Raw genomic sequence first — 25,540 nt, forward strand, 5'->3', positions numbered from 1 at the left:
AATGAAGGGAAGAACAATATGAAAAAACAAATCAATGGAAAAACGCCTAAGTTATTGATTTATTCTGTAATATTGTTTAGTACTGCTATTTACTTTATGTCTGATTCATTGATTTTAGGCGCATCGGCAGGTGGTGGTGTAGTTTCAACGCCTCCGCCAAGTAGCGTTATAGAACAGTCGACACCTGAATCAGCGCCAGATGTTCAAAAAACAGATGCTGACTCTAAAACAGATGCAACAACACCTGAGCGTAACACTGAAAGTCAGAAAAATGAGGTACCTAAAGAAGTCTACATCGTAAAAAGCGGTCAGACACTATGGGAAATCGCTCAAGATACAGGATTATCAATCCAGGCATTAATGAATAAAAATCAACTTAGTAATAGCGTCATTGTTGAAGGACAAGAATTAGTATTTGATAAGTAACAAAAAGTGGTATTTAGGTGGGGGGAGCAAAACGTTGTTTAGTTTTGCTTCGCTCACTTTTTTTGATTAAACGAAGTAAGTTAAATACAAAGAAACAGACGGATAATTCACGTTGTTTTTCTATGGCAAAATGTATAGTAGTCTGTTATTCTTAATTAAGAGCATAATCGGTATAATTGAGGTGTGTCATGGATGAACTAAAAAAATATTTTAGACGATTAAAAAGACAGTTAAAGAGAAAGTTAGATCAACCTAAAAAATCGAAAAATAGAAATAAACAAACACAAAAATCTGTTTCCAAAAAGAAACGTCCCCACCCAAAAGAACGAGCGATACAAGTCGAAGAAAAAAGGAAAAAAAGACCAAGACCACAAGTGACAGTCGCCCCAAAAACAGATCTAGTGAACAAAAAAAAGAAAAAAAGGAAACTAACAAAAGAAGAATTTGAAAAAAGAAAAAAGAAAAAAAGAAAAGAAAATGTTGTTGAAATAATCAAATTTATGTTTCCTATCGTTTTATTTGCTATTTTTGTGTTTTTCTTTATTTTAAAAACATCTCCTCATATGGTGGACGGAGATTCTATGAATCCCACACTAAAAAATGGGGACAGAGTAATAGTTAGGCGAACAAAAGAGCCTAAAAGATATGAAGTTATTACATTTAAGCCACCAGTAAAGAGTGAATTTCAGTATGTCAAGCGTGTAATAGGGATGCCAGGGGATTTGGTTTGGACAGAAGACAATTATTTGTTCATAAACCCTCAAGCGGAATCATTACCGAAAGCATCTGAACTTTCAGCGGCGAGTGAATTACCTGATGGAACGATTAAAATAAATGTTTCTGCAGATAGTTTAGCTCAAATGTCCCAATTGAAAAAAATTCCTAAAGGCCATTATTTTGTTTTAGGCGATAATCGTAATAATTCAAGTGATAGTAGAACATTTGGTTTAGTTGATGGAAAAGCGATTGAAGGGGTCGTTTCTGCGCGCTATGCCCCGTTTAATCAAATAGGCTGGATAAAGTAAGAGAAGAGATTAAAAAGAAGTTGTTTTACCAGACAATGTTTATTCCAATTCCATGTGACTGGGGTGTAACTCGTAGAGTTATGTCCCAGTCACTCTTTTTTTATTAACAATTCCCTTTGTTTTTTTTACAATTATGGAGAATAAAAATAAAAGAATTTAGATTTTTTTTTAGTGGAATAAATGAATATTCTCATTAAATTTAATAAAGACAAAGAAAACAGAGAACACGATGGAAGCATTCTCTGTTATAATTTCAATTAGTGATAACTGAATGATTTTTTCTTATCTATTTTCAATAAGTTCGATAATGAGTTTTTCGATTTCTGTCATGTCATAACTATTACCAATATCTGAAAAGATGTAGATAAATTCTTGCTTCTCAGAAATTATCTCGCTATAGATATTGGAAAGAAGGATGTCGTAGTGACTATCTTCTTTGAACGCTTCGGCTTTAATAGGGTATTTATGCCCCAAAACATTTGTTAAATGTTGTATGACAAGCTCACCAACGAATGGATTTAGTGAATGATAGACACCTATAGCGATTTTTTCTTCATTCAGTTCAGCAATATGATTTAAAATGATTGTGTAGTGAATCTCAGTGAATTTATTTTTGTAATTCCCTGTTTCACCATCTTGATCAAATTTCTTAGTTGCAATATCCATTAATTCAAATACTTCGTTACCAGAAAATGGATGTCGGTGCGCATTAACAATCGACTTAATCGTCCAACTGTCAAAAGGCAAGATAAAACCATCAAAGTAATAAAGTTGGGAATGAAGTTGGAATAATAAATTTTCAATGTATAGTAAACGTGCGGATGAAGCATAACTAGACAAATAACCTTGTTGTTTAAGATACTTTAAAATCACTTTATTCATATAATTTAAGTAAGAACTTTCCCTGCGTTGTTTTTCAGCTAGCCTAAAGGCAAAAGAAGAATTAGGTGAAAAATTATGCATGGAACAAAAGAAGTCATAAAACATGTACGCTTCGTAAATAGTATATGGACGGTCGATTTTTTTCATATATGTATGTAAGGCTAAATTGATTTCTTCAAACAATGGTCGATCTGGATAATCGTAATTTGGACTGATGACTGGGTTGTATTCATTTGTCAGCCGTCGAAAAGAGATTTTCATCCACAATTTAATTTGAAGTACTTCTGTTGGATCAAAGGTCAAATTAAGGGATTCTTTTAAAATATCTACAAAACCAAGATATTGATTCGCCGTTTCTTTTTCAAGATTCGACTTATCTTCAAATAGAAACCAAAAGAAATTAAAGAAAAAATAGCGGACTTGTTTTTCTTCTCCAACCAGTTTTCCACGTTTTATTTGAAGGCGAAACTCTTTGAGTAATTCATTTAACTCTGTAATCTTACGATAGTAAGTTGCTGAACTAATAGCGTAGTTCAACTGAAAATAATCACAACTTAGCTCACCTTTGTTAAATAGTTGATTGACCATTTGAAATTTGATTGATTTTTCCAAAAAAAGGACAACAATTTTTTTTAATGGAAATGTTGGCTGCTTTTTTAAATAAATGTTTTCGCCTTGCAGCGTTATCTCTACTTGATCCTCTACGTCATTTTCTTCTAGAAAACTTTGTAGAAAAGACAAATATTCATTTAAAGTTGGTAAACTAATCTGAAATTCACTAACTAGCTCGTTTTTTGTTGCACTGCCTTGATTGTTATATAAAAATAATAAGATATCATTCATATAATCAAAGGGCTTTTCTAAAAAATCTCGTTTCAGCATAATAGACACCTCACTTTAAGGATACTTGATTCACATCAAAATGGCAATACGCAACTTATAAAAAGAAATTTATTACGTATTAATATTTAAAAAAACTATAATTATATGTATAACAAATAAGAATGCTGTTTTTTATTTAGAAATATACGAGATATCGGTTCGTTTAATTGATTGAAAGGAGGAGAACCTCAGTGAGAGTGATTATTATAGGTGCTTCACACGGAGGGCTTCATGCGGCATTAACGATAAAAAAATTAAATCCTCAAATTGAGGTTGTTTTAATCGAAAAAAGAAGTGAGATCAGTTTTGTTTCAAGTGGAATTATTTTGAAAATGAATCAATTGGTCAATGAATTAGATCATGCTAGATATATTACGATGGAGGAGCTAAACGATAAAGATATCACTGTATTGCTTGATGCAACAGTAACGGCAGTTGATCCAGACAAGAAAAAAATTGTTTATAAGGATAGTCAAGAGCTTGAGCATGAATTAACTTATGAAAAACTAGTGCTTGCAACTGGATCCAATCAATTTCTTACTAATTTAACTTTACCGGACAAAGAAAAAGTGACTGTGTTCAAAAGTTATCCTAGCTCACAAGAAGTGTTAAAGCGTTTGGAAGAGTCAGCATCTATTTCAATTGTAGGTGGAGGCTATATTGGTGTGGAATTGTGTGATGCATTAAAAAAACAAGGCAAAGAAATTCATTTAATCGAAAGTGCAGATTCGCTCCTATTTCGGTATATAGGTAAGGAAATGTCTTCAATCATAGAACAAAAAATTAAGGATTCTGGTGTGCACCTCCATCTTAACGAAAGTGTAATTGGCTTTTCTGATGTGGAAGAAGAAACGTTCATAACACAGACAACAAGTGAAAAAATTAGGAATGATTATGTCATCCTTGCGGTCAATGCTCGACCAGATACTGCGCTTGTCAAAGACTTTTTAGATTTAAATACGAATGGTACGATTAGAGTGAATAAACAGATGCAGACAAGTGATCCAGATATTTTTGCGATAGGAGATGTCATTTCATACCCTGTACGTAACAGTTATCGCAAATCATTTATTCCTTTAGTCAATAACGTTGTACGAAGTGCGACAGTTGCTGCGATGAATGTAGTGGGGCATCAGATGAACTATCATATGACTCAAAAAACAACAGCCACCAAAATTTTTGGCTATTATGTTGCTAGTACAGGACTAACTGAAGTTGAAGCAAAATTTGAAGGGATCGATGTAGAAGGGATTTTTTTGAAGTTACCCTGTCAATTGCCCTATCTTGAGTTGCAAGAAGAAGTATATATCAAGATGGTTTTTGAAAAAGGAAGCCATAAATTGGTAGGTGGTCAACTGATGTCTGAAAGAGATATTACCCAGTCAATCAATACGTTGTCACTTGCGATTGACAAAGGAACAACGTTAGAAGAACTGGTTACTATGGACTTTTATTTTAATCCAAGCATCAATCAACCTATGGGGATTATCAGTCGAACAGCCTACGAATTTTTGATTGAAAAGTATAAAGTAAAACAACATCGTAAGACTAAGTAATAGGTATAATGTTGATTAAATGTTATTATTTTTTTATAAATGCAAATTACTTCTACTTATTTCCATTTAAGCTTATAATAGAATAAAATTCTAGGAGGCAAAGCGAATGAAAGCAGAAGAAAAGCAATTTTATGACTTCATTATGGATCGGACTACCGCTGCTCATCAAGAAGACATGAAACATTTGCTGGCAGAATTGATGGAAAGAAGAGCAACGGATAAACTTGATAAGATGTATCTTATGAGCGTGGTTCCAAGAGCACTTTCTTATTTAGATCCTGATTCAGTAAACGAAGTGAAAAAAGTAGTATCAGAGTTTTCAGCAAAACTATAAGGAAACAGACGAGAGACAAGCTGATTCATTTGGATGAGTTTGTCTTTTTTTAGGTGTAAAAGAAATAAATCTGGTGAATCTGTGCGACAGTTCAAAGAACTTGTCGTAGAAATAGACAAAAACGGATTTTTTCATTTGTTATTGATAAAAAAATTATGCTAAAGTATATCAGTCATTAAAAAGAGTAGGTGAGCAGGATGAAACATATAAAAAATACATTAAACTTATTTAAATTAGATTGGCAACGCATTTTTAAAAACCCAATCGCTACATTTTTGATTATTGCACTGATGATTATTCCATCACTTTATGCATGGTTTAATATCAAGGCACTGTGGGATCCTTATGCAAATACAGGAGAGTTACCCATTGCAGTTTATAGCGATGATAAGGCTGCGAGTTTCAAAGACAAAGAAGTGAACATTGGCGATGAAGTGCTTAAAAACCTTCATGAAAACAAGCAATTAGGCTGGAAATTCGTTGATTCAAAACAAGAATTAGACAAAGGGGTAAAGTCTGGTAAGTATTATGCAGGAATTTATTTGCCGAAAGATTTTTCTAAAGATCTATTAAGCTTTACGACAGGAGAAATCACCAAACCCAAAATAGAGTATTCGATTAATGAAAAAATCAATGCGATTGCGCCAAAAATTGCGGATAAAGGAGCAACCTCTTTACAAGCACAAATCACAGATCAATTTACCAAAACAGCTAGTAGTACATTGATCAAAGTGTTTAATGAGATTGGCTATAATCTAGATTCTAATTTAGTTAGCATCACTAAGGTAAAAAATATGATTCTTTCAACTGATGAAAATATTGATCAAATTGATAAATATACACAAGAGGTAGTCGCACTTCATGGCAAAATGCCAGAGTTGAAAACAAAACTAGCTAAAGCAAATGAATTTGTAGAGTATTTGCCTCAAGTAGATGCGCTTGGAACAAAATTGGTTGAGCTAAATGATAAAATGCCGACTATCAAAGAACAAGCCAAAGTTATTTTAACTTTGCAACAAAAAATTCCAGAAATCCAAAATGCTGGTAAACAATTAGCAATGATTGATGAAGATTTTGCTTCTGTGGAACAAACAATGAATGAAGGAATCAATGAAGCAAAACAAGGATTGACAATTATTCAAGGCGTTCAAACAGCATTGCCAGAGATCCAAAAATTAGGTGATCAAGCAGATAGTTTAGCAACAGCAACTTCTGAGGGTGCTGCAAAATTACAAGAAGCACTGCCTGGAATCACCAGCAGTATGAAAGTAACATTACAAGCAATTCAAACAATCAGCTCAAGTGTAGCATCAGTTGTTGAGCAACTCAGAGACAATCGATTAACACCTGCTGAACGCGAAATGTTAAAACAACAATTATCCGAAAGTTTAGGTCGTCAACAAGCAGTGATTGAACAATTGATCCAAACCTTGACTCAAATTCAAGAAGCTGCTGGAAATCAAGAGCTACAACCAACGATTGATAAACTGACAACCGTAAATCAGCTAATCTCCACGTTGAAAAATAAAGTAGATAGTTTAGATGTCAATGCGATTACTGATGCTGATCTACAAGCGATTCAAGATGGAGCCAATCAAATTGCGGCAACAGCTGGAAGTATCGATGTAGATGCAGTGTCAGCAATGGTCAATGATATTTTAACTAAACTGATCAATACCATCTCAACAGCTCAAGGCTTGCTTAATCAAGCGAAACAAATTGATTTTGCTGCATTGTTAAGCGCAACTGAAGCAACTGTGTCCAATGCAATTGGCATTTTGGAAAAATACCAAGCAGAATTACCTGCAATTAAGCAAGAAATTCATGATGCGAACGTTATGTTGAATAGTCACATGGATACAATCGTAAATGGCATCAACAAAGGTGCCGATTTATATACAAATGAATTGCCTGTTGTAGAAGAAAAACTTGGATTGGCGGCTGCTTTTATCCAAAATGATTACCCTGGAATTAAAAACAACATCACAAATACCTTAGATACAGTCAATAAAAAAATGCCAGATCTTGAAGCGGCGTTGAATAAAGCGAATGATTTAATTCAAAACGACTGGCCGAATATCAAAACAGGGCTGCATAAGGCCGCTGAAGCGATTCGAAAAGGTGAAAAGGATGTTGACCTTGGACAAGTTATAAAATTGCTTAAATTGGATGCTAACGCAGAAAGTGACTTCTTCACTAAACCAATAGAAATCTCAGAAAATCAGATTTACCCAATTGCTAATAATGGTTCTGCCAGTACACCATTTTATACAGCTCTTTGTTTATGGGTTGGTGCAGTATTATTTTCAAGCGTTGCAACAACTGATTACTATTTAGACGAAAAGGATCGCGGGAAATATACTAAACGAGAACAATTCTCTGCACGAATGTTGACATTCTTAGTAATGGGATTGGCGCAAGCATTGATTGTTACTTTAGGAAATTATTATCTTCTGGGAGTTGACGTTAGACAACCATTTTATAGTGTGCTGTTTGCGTTATTGATCGCCTTAGCCTTTATGATGATGGTGTATGTATTAGTAGCATTATTTGGCAATGTTGGTAAAGGTGCTGCGATTATTATCTTGGTACTCTCCATATCTGGAGGTGGAGGGAATTATCCAATCCAAGTGTCTGGAAAATTTTTCCAATTTATTAATCCATTTTTACCATTCACGCACGCGGTTAATCTGTTACGAGAATCAGCGGGCGGAATTTTCTGGCCGAATGCTTGGAAAGCAATTCTTATTATGCTAGGGATCACTATTGTTTTCTGTCTATTAGGGATATTCTTGTACCCTTATATTGAGGAGAAAACGAAGAAATTAGCAAAAGTTTCTCATGAAAGTCATATCTTCCATTAAAATAATGGATTGTTAAACTAGGTAGGAACAAAAGCGTATTTACAAAGTATTCAACTCTTGGTACTTTAACACTTAGAAATTTATGTGATCAAAGCAAAGTGTAGTAGTTACTTTTGCTCCCACCGTTTATTGTTTTTTCAGGTGGCTGGGATATGACTCGTAGAGTTGTGTCTCAGCCACTTTTTGAGTTTATTCTATCGTTCAAGGCATCCCTAACAAAAAAACAAAGAGCCCCCATCAATCAAATTGGGACATTCTAAACAATAAAAACTCGCTAAAAAAAGCAGTATTTTACTATACAAATACTTGAAATCATTTTATAGTGTTAGGATATGCTGAAAACGAGGTAGGGATTATTATGATAAATTTTTTAATTGATCGTTTTGAAAGAAAACAACGGCGAAAAGCAGATAGTAGGACAGCTTTTGGTGTGTTTGCAGGAATCATCGGATTATTGTCGAATTTAGTTCTTTTTATTAGTAAATTATTGATTGGTTTGGTGTCTGGGAGTGTCTCAATTATGGCAGATGCGATGAACAATTTATCAGATACGATTTCTTCTATTTTGACATTAGTCGGATTTCATATCGCTGGAAAACCAGCAGATGAAGAACATCCTTATGGACATGAGCGCTTTGAATACATTAGTGGGATGTTGGTTTCGTTGTTGATTACCTTTGTGGGATTTCAGTTTTTCATGACTTCGATTGATCGAATCAAGTATCCGCAAAGTATCAATGTAACTCCGATTATTTTGGTTGTGTTATTGGTTTCTATTTTGATCAAAATTTGGCAAGGTGTTTTTTATCAACGAGTAGCTAAAAAAATTGATTCTAACACATTGGTTGCAACAGCTAAAGATAGTTTAAACGATGTATACACAACGATTGCAGTATTAGTTTCAGCAACCGTTGAAGGGATTACTGGTTTGAAAATCGATGGTTTTGTGGGATTGTTGATTGCTTGTTATATTATTTTTAGCGGATTACAATTGATTCGAGAATTTGTCAATGAATTGATGGGGCTAAGACCGGATCAGGAAGCGATTGATGAAATGAAGGGGTATTTATCATCTGTTCCAGAAATAGTCGGTTACCATGATTTGTTGATCCATCAATATGGACCCAATAAAACGTTTGCTTCAGTGCATATCGAAATAGATGATCGGTGGGATTTAAATCATGCACATGAAACCATTGATGGAATTGAAAAACAATTTAAAGAACAACTTGGCGTGGACTTGGTTTGTCATATTGATCCGGTCAATTTACATGATCAGATGCAGCAATTTGTCCATCAAGAACTGAAAAAAATTATTAAAGGAATCAATAGTAAATTAAAGGCTCATGATATTCGTTTTATTGATCATGGGGACAAGCCGCGTATTTTATTTGATTTAGTTGTTCCAAATCACTTCAAGGCGTCAGATCAAGAATTAAAGATTCGAATCCAGGAACAGGTGTATAGAAAGATGGGAGAATTTAGTATTGAAATCATCTTTGATCATAACTATTTACTCTAATTATATCTAAAATAATTTTAAAAAAAGATTAATTTAGTTGGGTTTATCAAAAATATCTATTAATTCAGTTGTTTTTGCTAAAAAAATGAAAAAAATTCCTTTCCTAACATGTTATCATTAGGATGAATTGTTAGGAGGAATTATAAAATGGGAACAAATTTATTAATTATTCTATATTTTCTAGTGGTTGTGATTGTTGTTTTAGCGTTGGTTATGGTGAGGGATAAACAATTTTTAAGGCATTTACTCGCTAAAAAAGATATGCAACAAGAGGAAATTACAAACTTAAAGTTGGAGCGTGTCCGTTTAAAACATATAATAAAGATGCAAGATGAAACGATTGCCCATATGTTAACTTCTAATACCCAATATTCTAAACGGTTAGAATATTCTGCGGGTTCTTTTCTGGAAGAAGATGGAGCACAAGAATGGCATTTAGATAATATAAAGAGTATGCAGGAAAATTATTACGAAGTATAATCATAGAAACTGACGGGGCTGTTGAAAGACGTTCTAGTCAGTTTTTTTGTTGAGTGAATAAATGTTTGTATTGAAGCTTCACACTCAAAGTCATATACTAAAAAGAAAAGGAGGCATGTTGAATGAGTATACAATGGATTGTGTTAGGGTTTATTGGTTGTATTATGTTAGTAATTATTGCAATAGAAATGAATAACCGCTTAAAACTAAAAGCAAAAATTAAAAGGAACTGGGCAACGTTACCTACTAATCGTTTTTTAGATAAAGAAGACAGTTTAAAAAAGGCTTGGAAAAAGGCGAAAGAGTATAGAGCTTATGATAGTGAGATTGATGAGATTACCTGGTATGACCTAGATGGTTTCTCTTTATTTCAACAAATCAATGCAACCTATTCAAGTATTGGTTCTGAGGCATTATATCAGCGATTACGAAACGTTCATTTTTCAACAGAAAGTCATGAACGACTTGAAAAATTAATTGGATTTTATAAGGAAAATCCAAAAATTAGAGAAAAAATCCAATATCAATTCGCTTGTTTAGGAAAAAAAGACAATAATTACGTAGAAAGCTATTTGACTGAAACGAGAGAGCAGGAATTAGCGAATGGAAAATTTTACCTATTTTGCAGTCTTTTACCTGTTTTAGAGGTGATTTTATTTATGGTGTTTCCAACAAAATGGACAATCACTTTGCTTTTAGCTTCCGTTTTATTTAACGTTATTTACTATTTAGTGAAGAAAGAAAAGTTAGAACGAGAGTTATCGTGTATGGGGTATTTGGTTCAAACGATAGCGTGTGCTCAAAAACTAGCTAAAATAGAAACCCCGCTTCAACGTGAAATAGCATCGAATCTAAAGCCGCTTGCTTCTATGACTATTTTTGGTATTTCTTTTCGAGTGAAAACCAATAGTGAGGTGGAATTGATGTTTGATTATTTGGCAATGATTTTTATGTTGCCATTTATTTCGTATAATTTTGTATTAAAAAAATTAGCCAAACATGAAGCGCAGGCAAAGGAACTATGGCGTTTATTAGGGGAATTAGAAGTTGGGGCTGCGGTCTTGAATTTTCGTGAAATAATGCCTGATACTAGCCAACCTGTTTTTTCAAAACAAGTGGAAGTGATTGGTGAACAAGTATACCATCCTTTATTAGCAAAACCTGTGCCAAATGATGTGAACTGGACCGAGAATACATTGGTTACAGGCTCCAATGCTTCTGGAAAGTCAACTTATGTTAAAAGTGTAGCAATTAGTTGCCTTCTTTCTACGACGATTCATACGGCTTTAGCCACGAAATTTCAATTGCCTTTTGGTCATATTTTGACTTCAATGGCGGTGGAAGATGATATTTTTGAAGGCGACAGTTATTTTGTAGCAGAAATAAAATCAGTCAAACGAGTACTTGATTTAACAGAGACTAAAGTTCCTTGCCTATGTTTCATTGATGAAATATTGAAAGGAACAAATACAATCGAACGAATCGCGGCTTCATCAAGCATGGTTCACTGGTTAGGGGATTATCCATCTTTAGCGTTTGTTGCGACTCACGATATCGAATTGACTGAAATTTTGAAAGATTCTTGTACCAACGTCCATTTTGAAGAACAAGTAACGAAGGAAAACGGTGTAACATTCGATTACTGCTTAAGACAAGGGCCGTCTGTAACAAGGAATGCTATTGAACTATTACATGTTCTAAATTACCCAAAAAGTGTGGTGGAACAAGCAAAGAAAGAAGCTGCCTATTTTGATGAATACCGTACGTGGAAAAAATTAGAGTAAGCAACAGTAAGGATTTAACAGAAATGTTTAGTGACAAGAACACTTCTGCTAAATCCTTATTTTTTTTAGTAATCGTTAGAAAGTTAATGAGTTGAGAATTTCTTTAATTGTTGAAGAGGAAGGAATGAATATTTCAATAGTTTCATAGGTAAATAATTGACAATAATAGTCTAGAGGCGTAGCATATGTGATTGTTTATAGAAAAAAACTATTTTTTTCTGAAATATAATTGAAAAGGAGAGATGAAAAAGTGGACTATTTAAAACGATTGTTTATCGGAAAACCCCTAAAATCGGCTGAAAATGATGAACATAAATTAAGCCGTTTTGCAGCGTTGGCTTTATTGTCATCGGATGCGTTATCTTCAATTGCATATGGGACAGAACAAATCGTTGTTGTACTTGTAACGTTATCCGCTGCTGCCATCTGGTATTCATTGCCAATCGCTGCTTTTGTTATTATTTTACTTATTTCATTAACGCTATCTTATCGTCAAATTATACATGCCTATCCTCATGGCGGTGGGGCTTACGTCGTCAGCAGTGAGAATTTAGGGAAAAATGCTGGTTTAGTTGCTGGAGGTTCATTATTAGTGGACTATATGTTGACTGTAGCTGTTTCTGTTTCTGCTGGGGCACAAGCAATTATTTCAGCAATCCCAGCTTTATATGGTCATCAAGTAGGCATTTCAATTGGGATTGTTTTGTTGATCATGCTGATGAATTTGAGGGGACTAAGAGAGTCTGCTAGTTTTCTGATGTTTCCTGTTTACAGTTTTATTGCAGTGATTACTCTTTTGATTGTCACAGGAGTGTTTAAAATTATTACCGGAGCTGTACCTCTACATGCGACAGCGATACCAGGAACTGTTGTCCCTGGAATTACGATCGCGTTGATTTTACGTGCATTTTCATCTGGTTCTTCTTCATTAACTGGAGTTGAAGCAATCAGTAATGCGGTGCCTTTTTTTAAAAAGCCTAGAGCAAAAAATGCAGCAGGTACTCTAGCATTGATGGCAGTGATTTTAGGTTTCTTTTTTGTAGGAATTACTTTTATCAATTACTGGTATGGAATTGTTCCGAAAACAGAAATGACAGTGCTAGCTCAAATTGGTCAAGCTGTTTTTGGTCAAAACGTGATGTATTATGTGCTTCAATTTACAACTGCTTTGATTTTGGCTGTAGCTGCGAATACTGGTTTTTCAGCGTTTCCAGTTTTAGCGTATAATTTAGCCAAAGATAAATTTATGCCTCATATGTATATGGATCGGGGAGACCGTTTGGGGTATTCTAATGGGATTTTGACTTTGGCTGGCGGTTCAGTAGTGTTGCTGCTGATTTTTCAAGGATCAACAGAACGCTTAATTCCACTGTATTCGATTGGTGTTTTTATTCCGTTTGCCTTATCTCAAACAGGAATGGTAGTAAAATGGCGTAAAGAGACGAAGAAATGGTTGTCAAAATCCATTGCCAATATTGTCGGAGCGTTTATTTCTTATGCAATTATTGTTATTTTATTTATCTATCGATTAGGAGATATTTGGCCATTTTTTATTATTATGCCTATCTTGATTTTCATTTTTTACAGTATTCATGCTCATTATCAAAATGTTGCGGAACAGTTGCGTATAGAAGCGACCGTTCAACAACAAGAATTTGACGGCAATACAGTGATTGTTCTGGTAGGGAATGCTACTCAGGCAAATGTCGGAGCGATTAACTATGCTCGATCGATCGGCGATTATGTAGTTGCGATGCATGTATCCTTAGATGAAAATATAGCGAAGGAAAAAGAAATCGAGGAGGAATTCAGAAAACATTTTCCAGATGTTCGTTTTTCGGTCGTCCATTCTTCCTATCGTTCGATCACTAATCCGATTCTCCGCTATGTCGATCTGGTAGGGAAAAATTCAGCTAAAAGAAATTATACGACTACTGTTTTGATTCCACAATTTGTTCCGAATCGTCGTTGGCAAAATATTTTGCATAATCAGACGAGTCTACGCTTGCGTTTGCGGTTATCTTGGCGGGAGAACATCGTGGTTGCAACGTATAGTTATCATTTGAAAAAATAAGAAAAAAGACGTGCGTGGGACGAGGCTTCTGCTCTCATCGTTTAGGGTATGGGATGTAACTCCAAGAGTTATGCCCATACCTTTTTTAAAGTGATCGATAAGGTATTTTCTCTGATGTAACCAATTGTATCGGGAGTTCTGTAAAGTGATAATATTATTCTTCTTTCTAAAAAGAAGGTATAATTGACATTAAATAATGCGAAACCAGATAGGAGAAAAAGATGTCACTTAAAATTTTATGGGAATTAGGAGAGGTTTATACAACACCGTTAGATTGGTTTTTAGTTTTGTTAGGGATGGCTTATGGCGCTTATTCATATGGAAATTTTTTTAATTGGCGTATTCTTATTTTCTTGATTATTTTATTTTTATATCATATTACGATGAATATTTTTAACAATTATATGGATTACAAAAATGCATTGGATGAACAATATAAAGTGCATATAAGTACTATCAGTAAATGGAACCTTTCCTTAAAAACAGTGAAAAAGGTCTTTTTATTTTTTCTGATTTGTTCTTTATTTTTTGGGATGATTTTAGTTTTTTCAACAGATCTATTGATTTTTTTATTGGGGATTTTGGGTTATTATGTTGGATTTGGGTATTCTTATGGACGCAGACCTATCAATAGTTTACCGATAGCTGAAACGATTCCAGCTATGTTAAGTGGTTTTATGATTCCAATAATAAGTGCTTATCTGGCAAATTACGGTGAAATCAAGATGACGAGCCAAACACTTGGGGTGATGTTGATTGGTTTTATGCCAATGTTTTTTTGTATGTTCAACAACTTACTGGCAAATAATACCTGTGATCTTGAAGAAGATATCAAAAATGGGCGGAGAACGCTTGTCTATTATATAGGGAAGAAGAATAGTGTATATTTGCTTATTTTTTTCACGGTGTTAAGTTATGTAGCGATTCCAGTGGCCGTCTACTTTAAGCAAGCACCACCGATGACTTTATGGCTGTTAGTATTGTTACCAATAACCTTGATAATATTACGGCCTTACTTTCAACAGCAAATAAAAAAACAAACCTTTCCTCTTGTACTTAAAGGCATGTCAATGTTGATGTTTGGCTATCCTGTTTTTTATTTGATCGGTATTTTAGTTTAAGAATGAATGATTTAGTTGCATTTAGAGGTTGGTGTGATCGAAGCGAAGCGTAGTAGTACCGTTTATTCAGAAAATAAGAGCCTGAAACATAACTTTGGAGTTATATCTCAGGCTCTTATTTTCTTTTCTATGAATGTTTACTCGCCGGGTCTAAACGGCGTTCAATCATACCTAAAATCCAGTCTGTAATGATAGCCATTAAAGCTGTAGGTAATGCGCCAACAAGGATGATGGCTGTTCCGTCAGTTGCATTGGTTCCTCGTATAATGATATCTCCTAAGCCGCCAGCCCCAACGAAAGCGCCGATAGCTGTGATTCCGATAGCGACCACCAAGGCATTTCGAATACCTGCCATAATAACGGACACAGAAAGGGGCAATTCTACCATGTAAAGGCGTTGCCATTTTGTCATACCCATACCTTTTCCGACATCTAAAATATTTTTGTCTACCTGAATCATGCCAGTATAGGTATTTTTGATGATTGGTAACAGAGAATAGAGAAACACAGTTACTATAACCGTATTTACTCCTAAACCTAGCCCTAACATTAAAATCGACAGCATGGCTAAGGAAGGAACCGTTTGAATCAAGTTGGCGATACTGATGATCCAGCCAGCTAGTTTTCTACGCCGAGCAATAAAAATGCCAATTGGTATACCAACAATTGCGGCAAATAACACACCATAAATAGAAATCAGAAAGTGTTGAACGAATTGGCTCAGCACGTAGCTGCCATTTTGTTCAAAGTAATAGAAAAACTGCTGCAACAAATTCATCTCTTGTAAATTCTGCATTATTTCCCACCTCCTTCATTTTCAAAGAAATGGTGTTCTTTCAAGAAGTTCTCAGCCACTGTTTCTGGTTCCATCAGGTCATTATCAGCTTGATAGTTTAATTTTTGCATGGTTTCTGTTGAGATTTTTCCATCTAGTTTGCTAAGGACCCCTTTTAGCTCTGGGTATTTTTTTAACACAGCATCCGTTGCAACTGTGCATGCATCATAAGGTGGGAAGAAATGTAGATCATCTTCTAAGATGACCAAATCGTAGCTACCAATTCGTCCATCTGTAGAATACCCTAGCACAACATCCATTTTTCCGGCTGCTACAGCATCATACACTAAACCGATTTGCATCGGGAAGACACGTTTAAAATCAAATCCATATGTCTCTGTAAAACCTTTGTATCCGTCCCCTTTACGATCAATCCAAGAAGTATCCACACCGGCAGTTAATTGATCACCGACTTTTTTTAAATCGCTGATAGTTTTTAAATTATATTTTTTAGCTGTTTCTTGTGTGACCATAAATGCATAGGTATTGGCAAAGCCATAAGAATTAAACCATTGTTGCTGAAATCGTTTTTCAAATTCTGTCTGAACAGCTTTAAACGCTTTTTTAGGATCTTTGATTGGTTCCATATTTAATGTAGTCGTCAAATCGGTTCCTGTATAACGGGCAGCCGAAATTTGTGCGTCGCCATTCATCATTGCTTGATGATTGATGGTTGTTGTCGCCAAATTATTGATGATTGTTGTTTTTTCATCGGTATAATGCTCAATCATTCCTGCAACCAAACTGGCCAAAATTTGTGCTTCCGACGTAATTCCTCCTGTAATTGAAATGGTGGAATCATCGGAATTTGAAGATAAGCCTGGCAAGGAACAACCTGCTAATAATAAGACACTACTAAACGCGATGAGAAATAATTTTACTGTTCGTTTCATTATTCTGCCTCCCTTAATGCTTTAGGAGTCAATTTTTTCTCCAACAAACCGAGTAATAAATCTGCGGCTAAAGCCAAAATAGTAACAGGAATTGTTCCAGCAAAAATCAAATCAGGTTGATAATTGTTTAATCCGCTGAAAATAAAGTCTCCTAAACCACCAGCACCAATGTAAGAAGCTAAGGTCGCCCATGCAATCACATATACAGCAGATAGTCGAATTCCCGCCATAATAGTTGGCATTGCAATCGGCAGTTCAACCATAAAAATTGATTGGATATTGGTCATGCCCATTCCTTTGGCAGCGTCTTTGTAATCAGAACTGACCTCTTTGATTCCGATATAAGTGTTTCGTAAAATTGGCAATAAGGAGTAGATAAATAAAGCAATTATCGCAGGAATTTTTCCTACACCAAAAATAGGGATCATCAACGCTAGTAAAGCCAATGAAGGGACAGTCTGTAATGCACTAGTCAAACCAATGATAATTACAGCAGTTCTTTTGGTTCTGGTTAACAAAATCCCAATGGGTACGGCAAAAAGTATACCTAAAGCAAGGGCAACACCAGAAATAAATATATGCTCACCAATTTTTGTAACAAGTTCATTTCCTCTTTCTAAAAGAAACTGATTCATTTTTCTACACCTCCGCTTGAGGCTGTTTGACATCAGTTGATTCTATTTCACTTATAGCGGTAGCTTCTTCCTCTTCACCCCAGATAACGTCGTAAACAATGTCTACTAGGGAAGCTCGAGTTAAAATCCCAACGACTTTTTGATGATCGTCGACTACTGGAACATATTTTAATCCGCGTTTTAAAATACGTTGTAAGGTATCTCGTAATAAGGAAGATTTTTTTACGAAGAACACTTTAGGATTCATAATATCACTCACACTAGTTGCGGTGTTTCTACGGCGGTCAAGGGTTTCAACATCAATAAAGCCTTTCAAAACGCCTGAGCCATCAACAACTAATAGTGTATCTACACGTTTTTCTCTCATCAGTCTGATTGCTTCAGATAATGATTTTTCTGGCGTGATTGTGATAGCATTGTTCAGCATCACTTCACCAACGGTAGTAATATCTGGTTTAGCCTGAATTAAACGATCTTCTCCAATCAATTCTTCAACAAACTCGTTCACAGGATGACGTAAAATATTGTCTGGTGTGTCAAACTGAATGACTTTACCTTCGCTCATAATGGCAATTCGGTTAGCTAATTTTAGTGCTTCATCCATATCGTGAGTGACAAAAACAATTGTTTTGCCTAAGCGTTCTTGCAAATCTTTCACTAAATCTTGTAGAGAGTCCCTAGTGATCGGATCTAAGGCACCAAAAGGTTCATCCATCAAGATAATATCTTGATCAGCAGCTAATGCTCTGACCACACCAATCCGTTGTTGTTGTCCACCAGAAAGTTCATTTGGATAACGATCAAGCATTTCTCTAGGTAGTTCAACAAGATCGATCATTTTTTCGGCAATTTTATTTCGTTCTTCTAGGTCGACTTTTAAAAGTTTTGGTACAAGTACGATATTTTCTCTGATGGTCATATGCGGCATTAAGCCGATATTTTGGATTACGTAGCCGATTTTTCTACGTAACTCAACAGGATTGATGGCTTGAATATCTTCGCCATTGATTAAAATTTTTCCTTTTGATGGATCCGTCATCCGATTGATCATCCGCATAGAAGTAGTTTTTCCACTACCGCTGGTTCCGATAAAGCAGATAAATTCACCTTTATCAAAAGACAGATTGACGTCATCTACAGCGATTTTTCCACCTTTGTAAATTTTTGAAACATGTTGAAATTCGATCAACTTTCTCACCCCAAATTCTTTTTTTCTTTGTCTAGTTTCCTGAGCTATACCCTTTTCAATGAAACGTTCCTACTACTAGTATGCTACAAAATGATGTTTAGGACAAATGGGATGTTCTTTTTTAGGCAGTAAAAAGGCTGAGAGTCGAAATGTTGAAGGGACAAAAAAACACAACGATCATGAAATAGGCGAGAGGTTAAATTCTTGACTATTATTCTATTGACAATAGTAGAAAACCTTAGTATATTGTTGGATAGCTACTACTATTTTATGAATAATAGAAAGTAGAAAGGAGAGCGAAATGGAAAAAATTGGGTTTGGATACTTGGTATTTAGTTTAAGTTATTTATTTTTGTTTTACTTTGTTTCAAAAAAGCAAGAAACCTATCGAAAATTTGTGTTATCTGGTTTTGTTGTCATTCAAGCTGTCTATTTGGTTTGGCGGATTCTGTATACTATTCCAAAGGGGAGCATTATTGAACTGATAGCAGGAAGTCTGTTGTATCTTGCTGAATTTATGGGCTTTGTTCAGGCATTTACTTTAGTATTTTTATTTTGGAAGCCGTACAAACGGGTTGAAAAATCATTAGCTGACTTAAGTGAATTGCCTACTGTTGATATTTTAGTTGCAACATATAATGAGAATATTGACATATTGGAAAGAACGGTAATTGGTTGTTTGTCGATTGATTATCCCAAAGAATTATTGAACATTTATCTTTGTGATGACGGAGATCGTCCTATGGTTAGAAGACTAGCCGAAAAACACGGAGTTAAATTTATCGCTCGACCAACGCATGAACATGCTAAAGCGGGAAATTTAAATTACGCGCTGACTAAAACGAGTGGAAAAATTATAGTCACTCAAGATGCTGATATGGTGCCAAAAAGAGAGTTTCTACAACGAACGCTTGGTCATTTTGCAGAAGAAAAAGTTGGCTTTATTCAAACGCCGCAAACCTTCTTCAATTCGGATATCTTCCAGCATAACTTGTATTTAGATGAGGAAGTAAACAATGAGCAAGACTTTTTTATGCGTAGCTTAGAAGAAGGAAAAGATCGTTTTAATGCTGTGCTTTATGTGGGCAGTAATGCTTTATTCAAGCGTGAAGCGCTAGATTCGATTGGCGGGTTTACTACAGGAGTGATTACAGAAGATATGGCAACAGGATTGTTGCTGCAAAATAATGGTTGGCAAGGAGTCTTTGTTAACGAAGCATTGGCTTCAGGTCTTTCACCAGAAACGCTGGCAGATTATGTAAAACAACGTGATCGTTGGGGACGCGGAAATGTACAAGTAATCAAGAAATATTCTTTAAAAAAATTGAAAAATTTAACATTTATTCAAAAATGGTTTTATATTGATGGTGTGATGTACTGGTATGCGGGGATGTATAAATTGATTTATTTACTTTGTCCGTTTTTGTATCTAGTCTTCGATATTTCAAGCTTGAAAACAACATTGCCTCAACTTGTGGTATTTTGGCTGCCAGCTTTTATATCAGGTAGTCTAATGTATAAGTCAGTTGCTAGGAAAAAATACAATTCGTTTATCAGTAATATTTATGAATTAGTGACCGCCCCTCAAGTTTCTTGGGCGGTTTGGAAGGAAACATTGTTTAGTCCTAAAAAGAACAAAAAATTTCATGTGACGATCAAAGGAATTCAAGGCTCAAAAGGCTATTTTGATTGGCGGAATTGTAAGGTTCAGTTGGCTTTGTTGGGAGCAAACTGCTTTGCATTAGGCTATTACATTTTTCAGCTGGATATGAACCAGTTACAGTGGTGGAATATTTTTTCTATCAACCTTTACTGGCTTTTATATAATATTGTCAGTTTGACAGTAGCTGTAAGCGTAGCATATGAACGCCCTCGTTTACCGATGAATATACCTGTCGACTATCAAGGCAAACTCGTGAAAGATAATCAGTATGTTCCTGTTCAAATTAGCTATTTGGGAGAACGAGGTGTGATCATTACTACTGATCAAAAAGATCCATACTTGAGTTTATTACTAAATCAAGGAGAAAGTTTACTTTCTTTTGAGAAAATAAAAAATGTGAAAATGATTCGTTCGCGTATTATTACTGTAGAAGGAAAAATTGAAATTACATTTAAGATAAAAAGGTTCTCTCGAAAGAATCACTATCGTTGGTTGGGTCTGATTTATTCAGATACGACATATGGTATCGGCGATATTCATTCAATCAGAGTAAAATTTTACACGATTTTGAAACGCATCTTTAAAAATAGAAAAGATGCACAAAAAAATCAACAGTTATTGTCATAAAAGGAGCCAATTAGACGTATGAAAAATAAGAGAATAATTATTATGTTAGCTTTTGCAGTTGTCATTTTTGCGGGTTGCCAAAAAAATGCTGATCCCAAAGATGTTGCTGCAGTATTTGTTAACAACATAATTTATGATAAAGATCATGAAAAAGCTGAAACGTATTTTTATCAATTAGATGCACCTGGTCAAGCAGAACTGATTGAGGATTTTTCTGAGCTTTTTGAATTATCAAAAGAGCAAGCAAAAGAGTTAGTGTTAATTTATCAAGAAAGACTTGAAAAAGAAACGAAGTTCTCGGTAAAAATAAAAGACAGTGATAAAAAAAGACAGAAAGTTGACATTCTTGTCACAGGGTTAGATCAAAAAACATTTGATCAGAATCTGGATAAAAAAGCAGATGAAGAACTCGTTCAATATTTAAAAAATAAAGGATATGATTCGATAAATCAATTAGATGACATCGATAAAATTTCTGATGAGCAACAACTAAACAACATCTTAAAAGAATTGAATGCACTAACTGATAAAGACCTTAATCAAATCCAATTTGAAGCGTTAAAAAAAGCAATGAAAGAACTGAAAGCTTCAAATGAATCCAAAACGATTCATTTGGAATTAGAACCAGATAAAAAAGAAAAAAAATACTGGAAAATTATTGATGAAGAAGAAAGATTTACTGAATTATTAAATGCTTTTCAAGGATAAGTACAGTAAAGAAATATGTTGATTAAGGAGAAGTTAGAATGAAAAAATTTATAGTATTTTGCATTGCTCTTTTAATGATTGGGATTGGAACCACCCGAACAGTGGATACAGCAGATGCAGCTTTTTCCAAAGACGAGGTAGTCAAAGCAAGGTTTGCGCTAAAAAAAGAACGACTGGCTGAAATTGTATCCAAAAAAATTGCCCATGTCGAACAGTCAATCAAAACAAAATTAAAAGAACAAGAAGCAAAAAAAGTACAAAAGCAAAAAGAAGAAGAGAAAAAAGCGACAGAAAAAAAAGAAGCAGAAGAGAAAGCAGCTGAAGCTAAAGCTGAACATGAAACAGCGCCAAATACAGTGACGGAGAATCAAGAAGATGCGCCAAATACCGCTGTACCAGAAGAGCAACAACAAGCACCAAGTAATGATCAAGGAGCAGATGCTGTCTCTGGGGCATCAAGTAATTGGCAGGAAAGAAAACAAAAGGGACAAGAATGGGGAGAGCGATTACGCGATCCTAATTTGACACCAGAAGAGCGTCAAGGTATCATTCAAGAGAAAAAGAATTACTACCGCAACAATCACTGAATAAAGGAACAAGCAGCTTTTTATTTCAACATACAAAATTTGGAGTGTAGCTGATTAAGACGCTTTTAGATAAAGGACTTTATTTTTTAGCTGGGATTTTCTGCTAGAATGCTCTTAAAAAAGCATCAAAGTAACTGCTTTTCCCTGATTCGTGTATTGTGTTCTCAAATGTTTCTGTTGAGAAAGTGGGTAATTTGTCAATCAAAACTGTGATAAGGGGATTGAGCGATGAGGGCTTCTAGCCAATTTAAAAAAGGTGCTTTAGAAATGTGTGTACTTCATTTTATTCAAAAAGAAGATCGATACGGCTATGAATTAACGCAACGAGTAAATCAGTATATACCAATTACGGAAGGGGCGCTTTACCCAGTTCTGCGTCGATTAGTGAAGGAATCGTATTGTATCATTTATACGAAAGAATCTCCAGACGGACCTTCAAGAAAGTATTACCAAATGACTGATAAAGGCAAAGAATATTTGGCGCTTTTAGAACGTGATTGGGATGAATTCGTTGAGCAAGTTAGTAAACTGAGGGAGGCAGATTAGTGAACACAATGGAAGAATATTTAAACCAACTAAAGGCTGCTTTTGCTGAAGAAGATATTGAGTATTTTAATGAGTTGAAGGAAGACTTATTGGAACAATTAGCGATTTGTTTGGAAGAAGGTCAAACAGAGCAAGAAGTGATTGAAAGATTGGCTCCTCCAGAAGAAATAGCTGCAGACTATTATGCAGATCTAAGTTTAGATGCAGCGATCAATGCAAAGACTTCAGTTGTTCCTAGAGAAGAAATTCAAAATGTATTTATCCAATCCCAGAAAAAGAGAATGCAAAAATTTGCCAAAACGACCTATAAAGTATTAAAACCATTATTATTGTTGGCATTTTTTATTCTATTTGCTTTTTTCTTTACGTATACAGTAAAAGAGTTGAACGAAGAACGAAATTTAGCTGCAATACCAACAATTCTATGTTTAGTATTACTCGCAGTGATTTTACAATTAATAAAAGGGTGGCTAGTTCGAAAAAAACGATTGATTACAGGTGTCACAATTGGTTTGGTAGCTACAGCGACTGCGTTGTTCGTATTTTTTTCTGTAACAGGAAAATTGATGTATACAGGTAGACACTATTATAAAGAGATTAGTCTTGCATCAAGCAAACATGCGGCATTTAGTTTTGATTCCGATGCGGATGTTGAAATCACAACCGTAGAAGTATCCAGCACAGAAAAACCAAGCTTGATGCTTAAAGGAAGGTTTAAAGAGAGTGATATTCAAAAAATCGAGAATAGTTCTTATAAAAATAAAGTAGATTTATCTTTGGATGAAGAAAATATTTTCGATACTTTTACCAGAACAGGGCGCTCGGAAGTGATTTTCTTTATTCCCAAAGGAACGATACTGGATAATTTCCATCTAGGATTGAGTCAAGGGGATTTAAGGTTATTAGATATTCAGACTAAGAATTTTGATTTAGACTTAACGACAGGAGATGTCTACGCCAAAAATATCATTGCTGATGAAGGGCGTATTGATAGTAAATCTGGGGATGTAATCATCGAAGAGTCAGCGATGAATTTAAAAGTTAAAAGCATTTCTGGAAAAACAGTTATCACCGGTATGCTGGGTAATTTGACAATCGATGGAGAACAAGGTTTGTCTATCTTAAAATTCTTACGCTCAGATCAAGTAACCTTAAATAATCATTCTGGACGTATGATTTTAGAAGACTCTGAAGCGAAAAAACTCACAGCAACGGCAACGGATGGTCAAGTGATTGTTAAGCGGACAAAAGGTGATCTTAGACTGATTAACGAAGAAGGAAAAATCGTTTCAGAAGAAAATCAAGGGAAGCTGGAATTGAGAAATAGTTCAGGACCTACGATTGCTATTCAAGAGAGCAAAGTAAATGCAATGGTTTCTAGTCAATCAGGATTCATCAAATGGTTGCAAGACCCGAGCCAGGCTGTAAAAATCAAAGCAAGCACAGGAACTGGAGAAATCAAAAATGATTTTTCAGAAGCGTCTGATGATGAAAAATATAAAATTAATGTTTCATCAAAAACAGGTGATATAAAAATTCTTGAAAAAGTAGATTAAAAAACACAAGAAAATTATTTCTTGAAAGAAGTATGTTCATTATTTAATAATAAGGGAAGGGTTGGGAAGTAATTAAACGATAGAATAACAGGCGACCTTATTTTGTTTGGTACATATAATCTAGGTTTTTTTGATCCCAATCTTACGTTCTTTTTTTACAAAGGAATATAAGGAGAAAAAATGTTTAATAAAAGGAAAATAAAAAAGTGGTTCAAATTCGGTCAACAAGCTTGGAGCCAAAAGGATTACCAACAAGCTGTTTACTTTTTTAAATTAGTTGTTGAAACAAGTGTTAAATATGGTGGTATTCAACGAAACGATTGTTTTAGAGCGTTGGTTTTTCTTGGTGATATTTATCAGGAAGCACTGTGCTTTAAAGAAGCAGATAACTTGTATCAAATGGCAGCTGGAATGGATTTTTCAGCAAAATTAGTCTTGTTGGAAAAAGAATTATTCCATGCAGAGCTAAAAAACGAAAAAAATAAACAGAAATGGCTACAAAAGAATATGATTGATCATACGAATATTATTCAGACAAAAGATGGAAAAACATGGACCTTCCTAATTGAGGATGAAAATCATGATCATCAAGCAATTCTATCCTCTAAGAACAAAGAGACTAACGGAACTTCAGCTGAAGAAATAAAAGAAGATGATTATTGGTCGTATGAGGATTATTTAGAAACTACAATTGTATAAAAGTAAAAAAATGATTGTATGGATGTGGAAATTCATATAATCATTTTTATTTTAAATATTTTAATAAATAAAGAGTTTATTTGATAACAAATTAGTAGAAAGAGAAGCGTTTTTCTGAATAATAAAGAAGGAGAAATAAAAAATCTTCTTACACTTTGTTGACTATGAAATTGTTTTTCTTTAAAATGAGTATTAGATAGAAACGAATAAAATAAAAAGGCACTTCACAAATCAGTTGGCGCTGATTTATGAAGCCCTGAGAAGTCAGAGAAAGCTGACCAATCAAGTTGCCCATGTCAATGCGTAACATCGACATATTCCATTTTACTCAATTTTTGAAGAAATATCTAGAACTTTCTTCTTGCGAATTTGAGATGGATAATGTGATGCCTATTTATTGAACATGCAATGGTGTTGGTGTAGTCTACCAGCACCATTTTTTTATTTTGTTTCTATCTAAAAATAGCAAAGAACGGTGCTCTTGTTAGTGAACGACTGAAGCCGACAGTCTAAAGCGCAAGAGATACGCTCTTTGAGATTTTGGAAGGATCAAAGATGAACTAGATTAATTTAGAATTGTTGAAAAGGTAATGTTCTGTTGATCTAAAGTAGTCTTTGATACTTCAAAAAAAAAGAGTGAGAAAAACTAATT

21 protein-coding genes are annotated in these 25,540 nt (G+C 34.6%); 16 read left to right on the forward strand and 5 right to left on the reverse strand.

Features of this window, described 5'->3' with window-relative positions:
• Positions 1-18: 18 nt before the first annotated feature.
• Together A5880_RS11005 and lepB are read left to right on the forward strand one after the other, a co-directional pair.
• Positions 19-426 (forward strand): LysM peptidoglycan-binding domain-containing protein, encoded by a 408-nt coding sequence (locus tag A5880_RS11005; protein WP_086329088.1) that lies wholly within the window; start codon positions 19-21, stop codon positions 424-426.
• Positions 427-614: 188 nt separating this feature from the next.
• Positions 615-1,451 carry a signal peptidase I gene (gene lepB, locus A5880_RS11010; RefSeq protein ID WP_086329089.1) on the forward strand — a complete coding sequence of 279 codons (837 nt, stop codon included), beginning with the start codon at positions 615-617 and terminating at the stop codon, positions 1,449-1,451.
• A gap of 282 nt (positions 1,452-1,733) precedes the next feature.
• On the opposite strand, the gene A5880_RS11015 is transcribed toward lepB, so the two are convergent.
• Positions 1,734-3,215 carry an AcpB/EbpR/MafR family transcriptional regulator gene (locus A5880_RS11015; RefSeq protein WP_086329090.1) on the reverse strand — a complete coding sequence of 494 codons (1,482 nt, stop codon included), beginning with the start codon at positions 3,213-3,215 and terminating at the stop codon, positions 1,734-1,736.
• Between the two features lie 191 nt (positions 3,216-3,406).
• On the opposite strand from A5880_RS11015, the gene A5880_RS11020 reads away from it, so the two are divergent.
• The 8 genes from A5880_RS11020 to A5880_RS11055 all read left to right on the forward strand — a co-directional run bounded on the left by A5880_RS11020 (position 3,407) and on the right by A5880_RS11055 (position 14,950).
• On the forward strand, positions 3,407-4,771 hold the full coding sequence (locus A5880_RS11020; protein ID WP_086329091.1) for an FAD-dependent oxidoreductase: 1,365 nt from the start codon (positions 3,407-3,409) through the stop codon (positions 4,769-4,771).
• A 106-nt stretch (positions 4,772-4,877) separates the two neighbouring features.
• A complete protein-coding gene (locus tag A5880_RS11025; protein ID WP_086329092.1) occupies positions 4,878-5,105 on the forward strand; it encodes a hypothetical protein in 228 nt (75 codons plus the stop codon).
• A gap of 197 nt (positions 5,106-5,302) precedes the next feature.
• Complete coding sequence (locus tag A5880_RS11030) at positions 5,303-7,969, forward strand: YhgE/Pip domain-containing protein (protein WP_086329093.1); 2,667 nt, start codon at positions 5,303-5,305, stop codon at positions 7,967-7,969.
• Between the two features lie 358 nt (positions 7,970-8,327).
• On the forward strand, positions 8,328-9,491 hold the full coding sequence (locus A5880_RS11035) for a cation diffusion facilitator family transporter (protein ID WP_179190324.1): 1,164 nt from the start codon (positions 8,328-8,330) through the stop codon (positions 9,489-9,491).
• Between the two features lie 147 nt (positions 9,492-9,638).
• Positions 9,639-9,971: a hypothetical protein gene (locus A5880_RS11040; protein ID WP_086329094.1), complete on the forward strand. Its 333-nt coding sequence runs from the start codon at positions 9,639-9,641 to the stop codon at positions 9,969-9,971.
• A 122-nt stretch (positions 9,972-10,093) separates the two neighbouring features.
• On the forward strand, positions 10,094-11,755 hold the full coding sequence (locus A5880_RS11045) for a MutS-related protein (RefSeq protein ID WP_086329095.1): 1,662 nt from the start codon (positions 10,094-10,096) through the stop codon (positions 11,753-11,755).
• A gap of 250 nt (positions 11,756-12,005) precedes the next feature.
• On the forward strand, positions 12,006-13,829 hold the full coding sequence (locus A5880_RS11050) for an APC family permease (RefSeq protein WP_086329096.1): 1,824 nt from the start codon (positions 12,006-12,008) through the stop codon (positions 13,827-13,829).
• Positions 13,830-14,050: 221 nt separating this feature from the next.
• On the forward strand, positions 14,051-14,950 hold the full coding sequence (locus tag A5880_RS11055; RefSeq protein ID WP_086329097.1) for a prenyltransferase: 900 nt from the start codon (positions 14,051-14,053) through the stop codon (positions 14,948-14,950).
• A gap of 127 nt (positions 14,951-15,077) precedes the next feature.
• Here the strand turns inward: A5880_RS11055 and A5880_RS11060 are convergent, their stop codons facing one another.
• The 4 genes from A5880_RS11060 to A5880_RS11075 are packed head-to-tail and all read right to left on the reverse strand — an operon-like array spanning position 15,078 to position 18,502.
• A complete protein-coding gene (locus A5880_RS11060) occupies positions 15,078-15,746 on the reverse strand; it encodes an ABC transporter permease (RefSeq protein WP_086329098.1) in 669 nt (222 codons plus the stop codon).
• On the reverse strand, positions 15,746-16,678 hold the full coding sequence (locus tag A5880_RS11065; protein WP_086329099.1) for an osmoprotectant ABC transporter substrate-binding protein: 933 nt from the start codon (positions 16,676-16,678) through the stop codon (positions 15,746-15,748). The genes A5880_RS11060 and A5880_RS11065 overlap by 1 nt, the downstream gene beginning before the upstream one ends.
• Positions 16,678-17,313 (reverse strand): ABC transporter permease, encoded by a 636-nt coding sequence (locus A5880_RS11070; protein ID WP_086329100.1) that lies wholly within the window; start codon positions 17,311-17,313, stop codon positions 16,678-16,680. The genes A5880_RS11065 and A5880_RS11070 overlap by 1 nt, the downstream gene beginning before the upstream one ends.
• Before the next feature lie 4 nt (positions 17,314-17,317).
• Positions 17,318-18,502: a betaine/proline/choline family ABC transporter ATP-binding protein gene (locus A5880_RS11075; protein ID WP_179190325.1), complete on the reverse strand. Its 1,185-nt coding sequence runs from the start codon at positions 18,500-18,502 to the stop codon at positions 17,318-17,320.
• Positions 18,503-18,803: 301 nt separating this feature from the next.
• Here A5880_RS11075 and A5880_RS11080 point away from each other — a divergent pair, with 301 nt between their 5' ends.
• From A5880_RS11080 to A5880_RS11105, 6 genes are all read left to right on the forward strand, one after another.
• Positions 18,804-20,792, forward strand: coding sequence for a glycosyltransferase family 2 protein (locus tag A5880_RS11080; RefSeq protein WP_086329102.1), 1,989 nt, complete (start codon positions 18,804-18,806; stop codon positions 20,790-20,792).
• Between the two features lie 18 nt (positions 20,793-20,810).
• Positions 20,811-21,500, forward strand: a complete 690-nt coding sequence (locus A5880_RS11085) for a hypothetical protein (RefSeq protein ID WP_086329103.1) — start codon at positions 20,811-20,813, stop codon at positions 21,498-21,500.
• A gap of 38 nt (positions 21,501-21,538) precedes the next feature.
• Entirely contained in the window at positions 21,539-22,087 is a 549-nt protein-coding gene (locus tag A5880_RS11090) for a hypothetical protein (RefSeq protein WP_179190326.1), read from the forward strand.
• Between the two features lie 228 nt (positions 22,088-22,315).
• On the forward strand, positions 22,316-22,633 hold the full coding sequence (locus tag A5880_RS11095) for a PadR family transcriptional regulator (RefSeq protein WP_086329105.1): 318 nt from the start codon (positions 22,316-22,318) through the stop codon (positions 22,631-22,633).
• Positions 22,634-22,641: 8 nt separating this feature from the next.
• Positions 22,642-24,189, forward strand: a complete 1,548-nt coding sequence (locus A5880_RS11100) for a DUF4097 family beta strand repeat-containing protein (RefSeq protein ID WP_256924800.1) — start codon at positions 22,642-22,644, stop codon at positions 24,187-24,189.
• Positions 24,190-24,369: 180 nt separating this feature from the next.
• Entirely contained in the window at positions 24,370-24,888 is a 519-nt protein-coding gene (locus A5880_RS11105; protein ID WP_086329107.1) for a hypothetical protein, read from the forward strand.
• The last annotated feature ends 652 nt before the right edge of the window (positions 24,889-25,540 follow it).

The organism is Enterococcus sp. 4G2_DIV0659 (genome assembly GCF_002140715.2).
GTDB classification, from domain to species: Bacteria; Bacillota; Bacilli; order Lactobacillales; family Enterococcaceae; genus Enterococcus_L; species Enterococcus_L mansonii.

Coding starts and splice junctions, on each gene's coding strand:
- A5880_RS11095 (WP_086329105.1), top strand. CDS start 22,316: ATGAGGGCTTCTAGCCAATTTAAAAAAGGTGCTTTAGAAATGTGTGTA.
- A5880_RS11015 (WP_086329090.1), bottom strand. CDS start 3,215: ATGCTGAAACGAGATTTTTTAGAAAAGCCCTTTGATTATATGAATGAT.
- A5880_RS11035 (WP_179190324.1), top strand. CDS start 8,328: ATGATAAATTTTTTAATTGATCGTTTTGAAAGAAAACAACGGCGAAAA.
- A5880_RS11085 (WP_086329103.1), top strand. CDS start 20,811: ATGAAAAATAAGAGAATAATTATTATGTTAGCTTTTGCAGTTGTCATT.
- A5880_RS11080 (WP_086329102.1), top strand. CDS start 18,804: ATGGAAAAAATTGGGTTTGGATACTTGGTATTTAGTTTAAGTTATTTA.
- A5880_RS11090 (WP_179190326.1), top strand. CDS start 21,539: ATGAAAAAATTTATAGTATTTTGCATTGCTCTTTTAATGATTGGGATT.
- A5880_RS11030 (WP_086329093.1), top strand. CDS start 5,303: ATGAAACATATAAAAAATACATTAAACTTATTTAAATTAGATTGGCAA.
- A5880_RS11005 (WP_086329088.1), top strand. CDS start 19: ATGAAAAAACAAATCAATGGAAAAACGCCTAAGTTATTGATTTATTCT.
- A5880_RS11065 (WP_086329099.1), bottom strand. CDS start 16,678: ATGAAACGAACAGTAAAATTATTTCTCATCGCGTTTAGTAGTGTCTTA.
- A5880_RS11045 (WP_086329095.1), top strand. CDS start 10,094: ATGAGTATACAATGGATTGTGTTAGGGTTTATTGGTTGTATTATGTTA.
- A5880_RS11100 (WP_256924800.1), top strand. CDS start 22,642: ATGGAAGAATATTTAAACCAACTAAAGGCTGCTTTTGCTGAAGAAGAT.
- A5880_RS11105 (WP_086329107.1), top strand. CDS start 24,370: ATGTTTAATAAAAGGAAAATAAAAAAGTGGTTCAAATTCGGTCAACAA.
- A5880_RS11040 (WP_086329094.1), top strand. CDS start 9,639: ATGGGAACAAATTTATTAATTATTCTATATTTTCTAGTGGTTGTGATT.
- A5880_RS11025 (WP_086329092.1), top strand. CDS start 4,878: ATGAAAGCAGAAGAAAAGCAATTTTATGACTTCATTATGGATCGGACT.
- A5880_RS11070 (WP_086329100.1), bottom strand. CDS start 17,313: ATGAATCAGTTTCTTTTAGAAAGAGGAAATGAACTTGTTACAAAAATT.
- lepB (WP_086329089.1), top strand. CDS start 615: ATGGATGAACTAAAAAAATATTTTAGACGATTAAAAAGACAGTTAAAG.
- A5880_RS11060 (WP_086329098.1), bottom strand. CDS start 15,746: ATGCAGAATTTACAAGAGATGAATTTGTTGCAGCAGTTTTTCTATTAC.
- A5880_RS11055 (WP_086329097.1), top strand. CDS start 14,051: ATGTCACTTAAAATTTTATGGGAATTAGGAGAGGTTTATACAACACCG.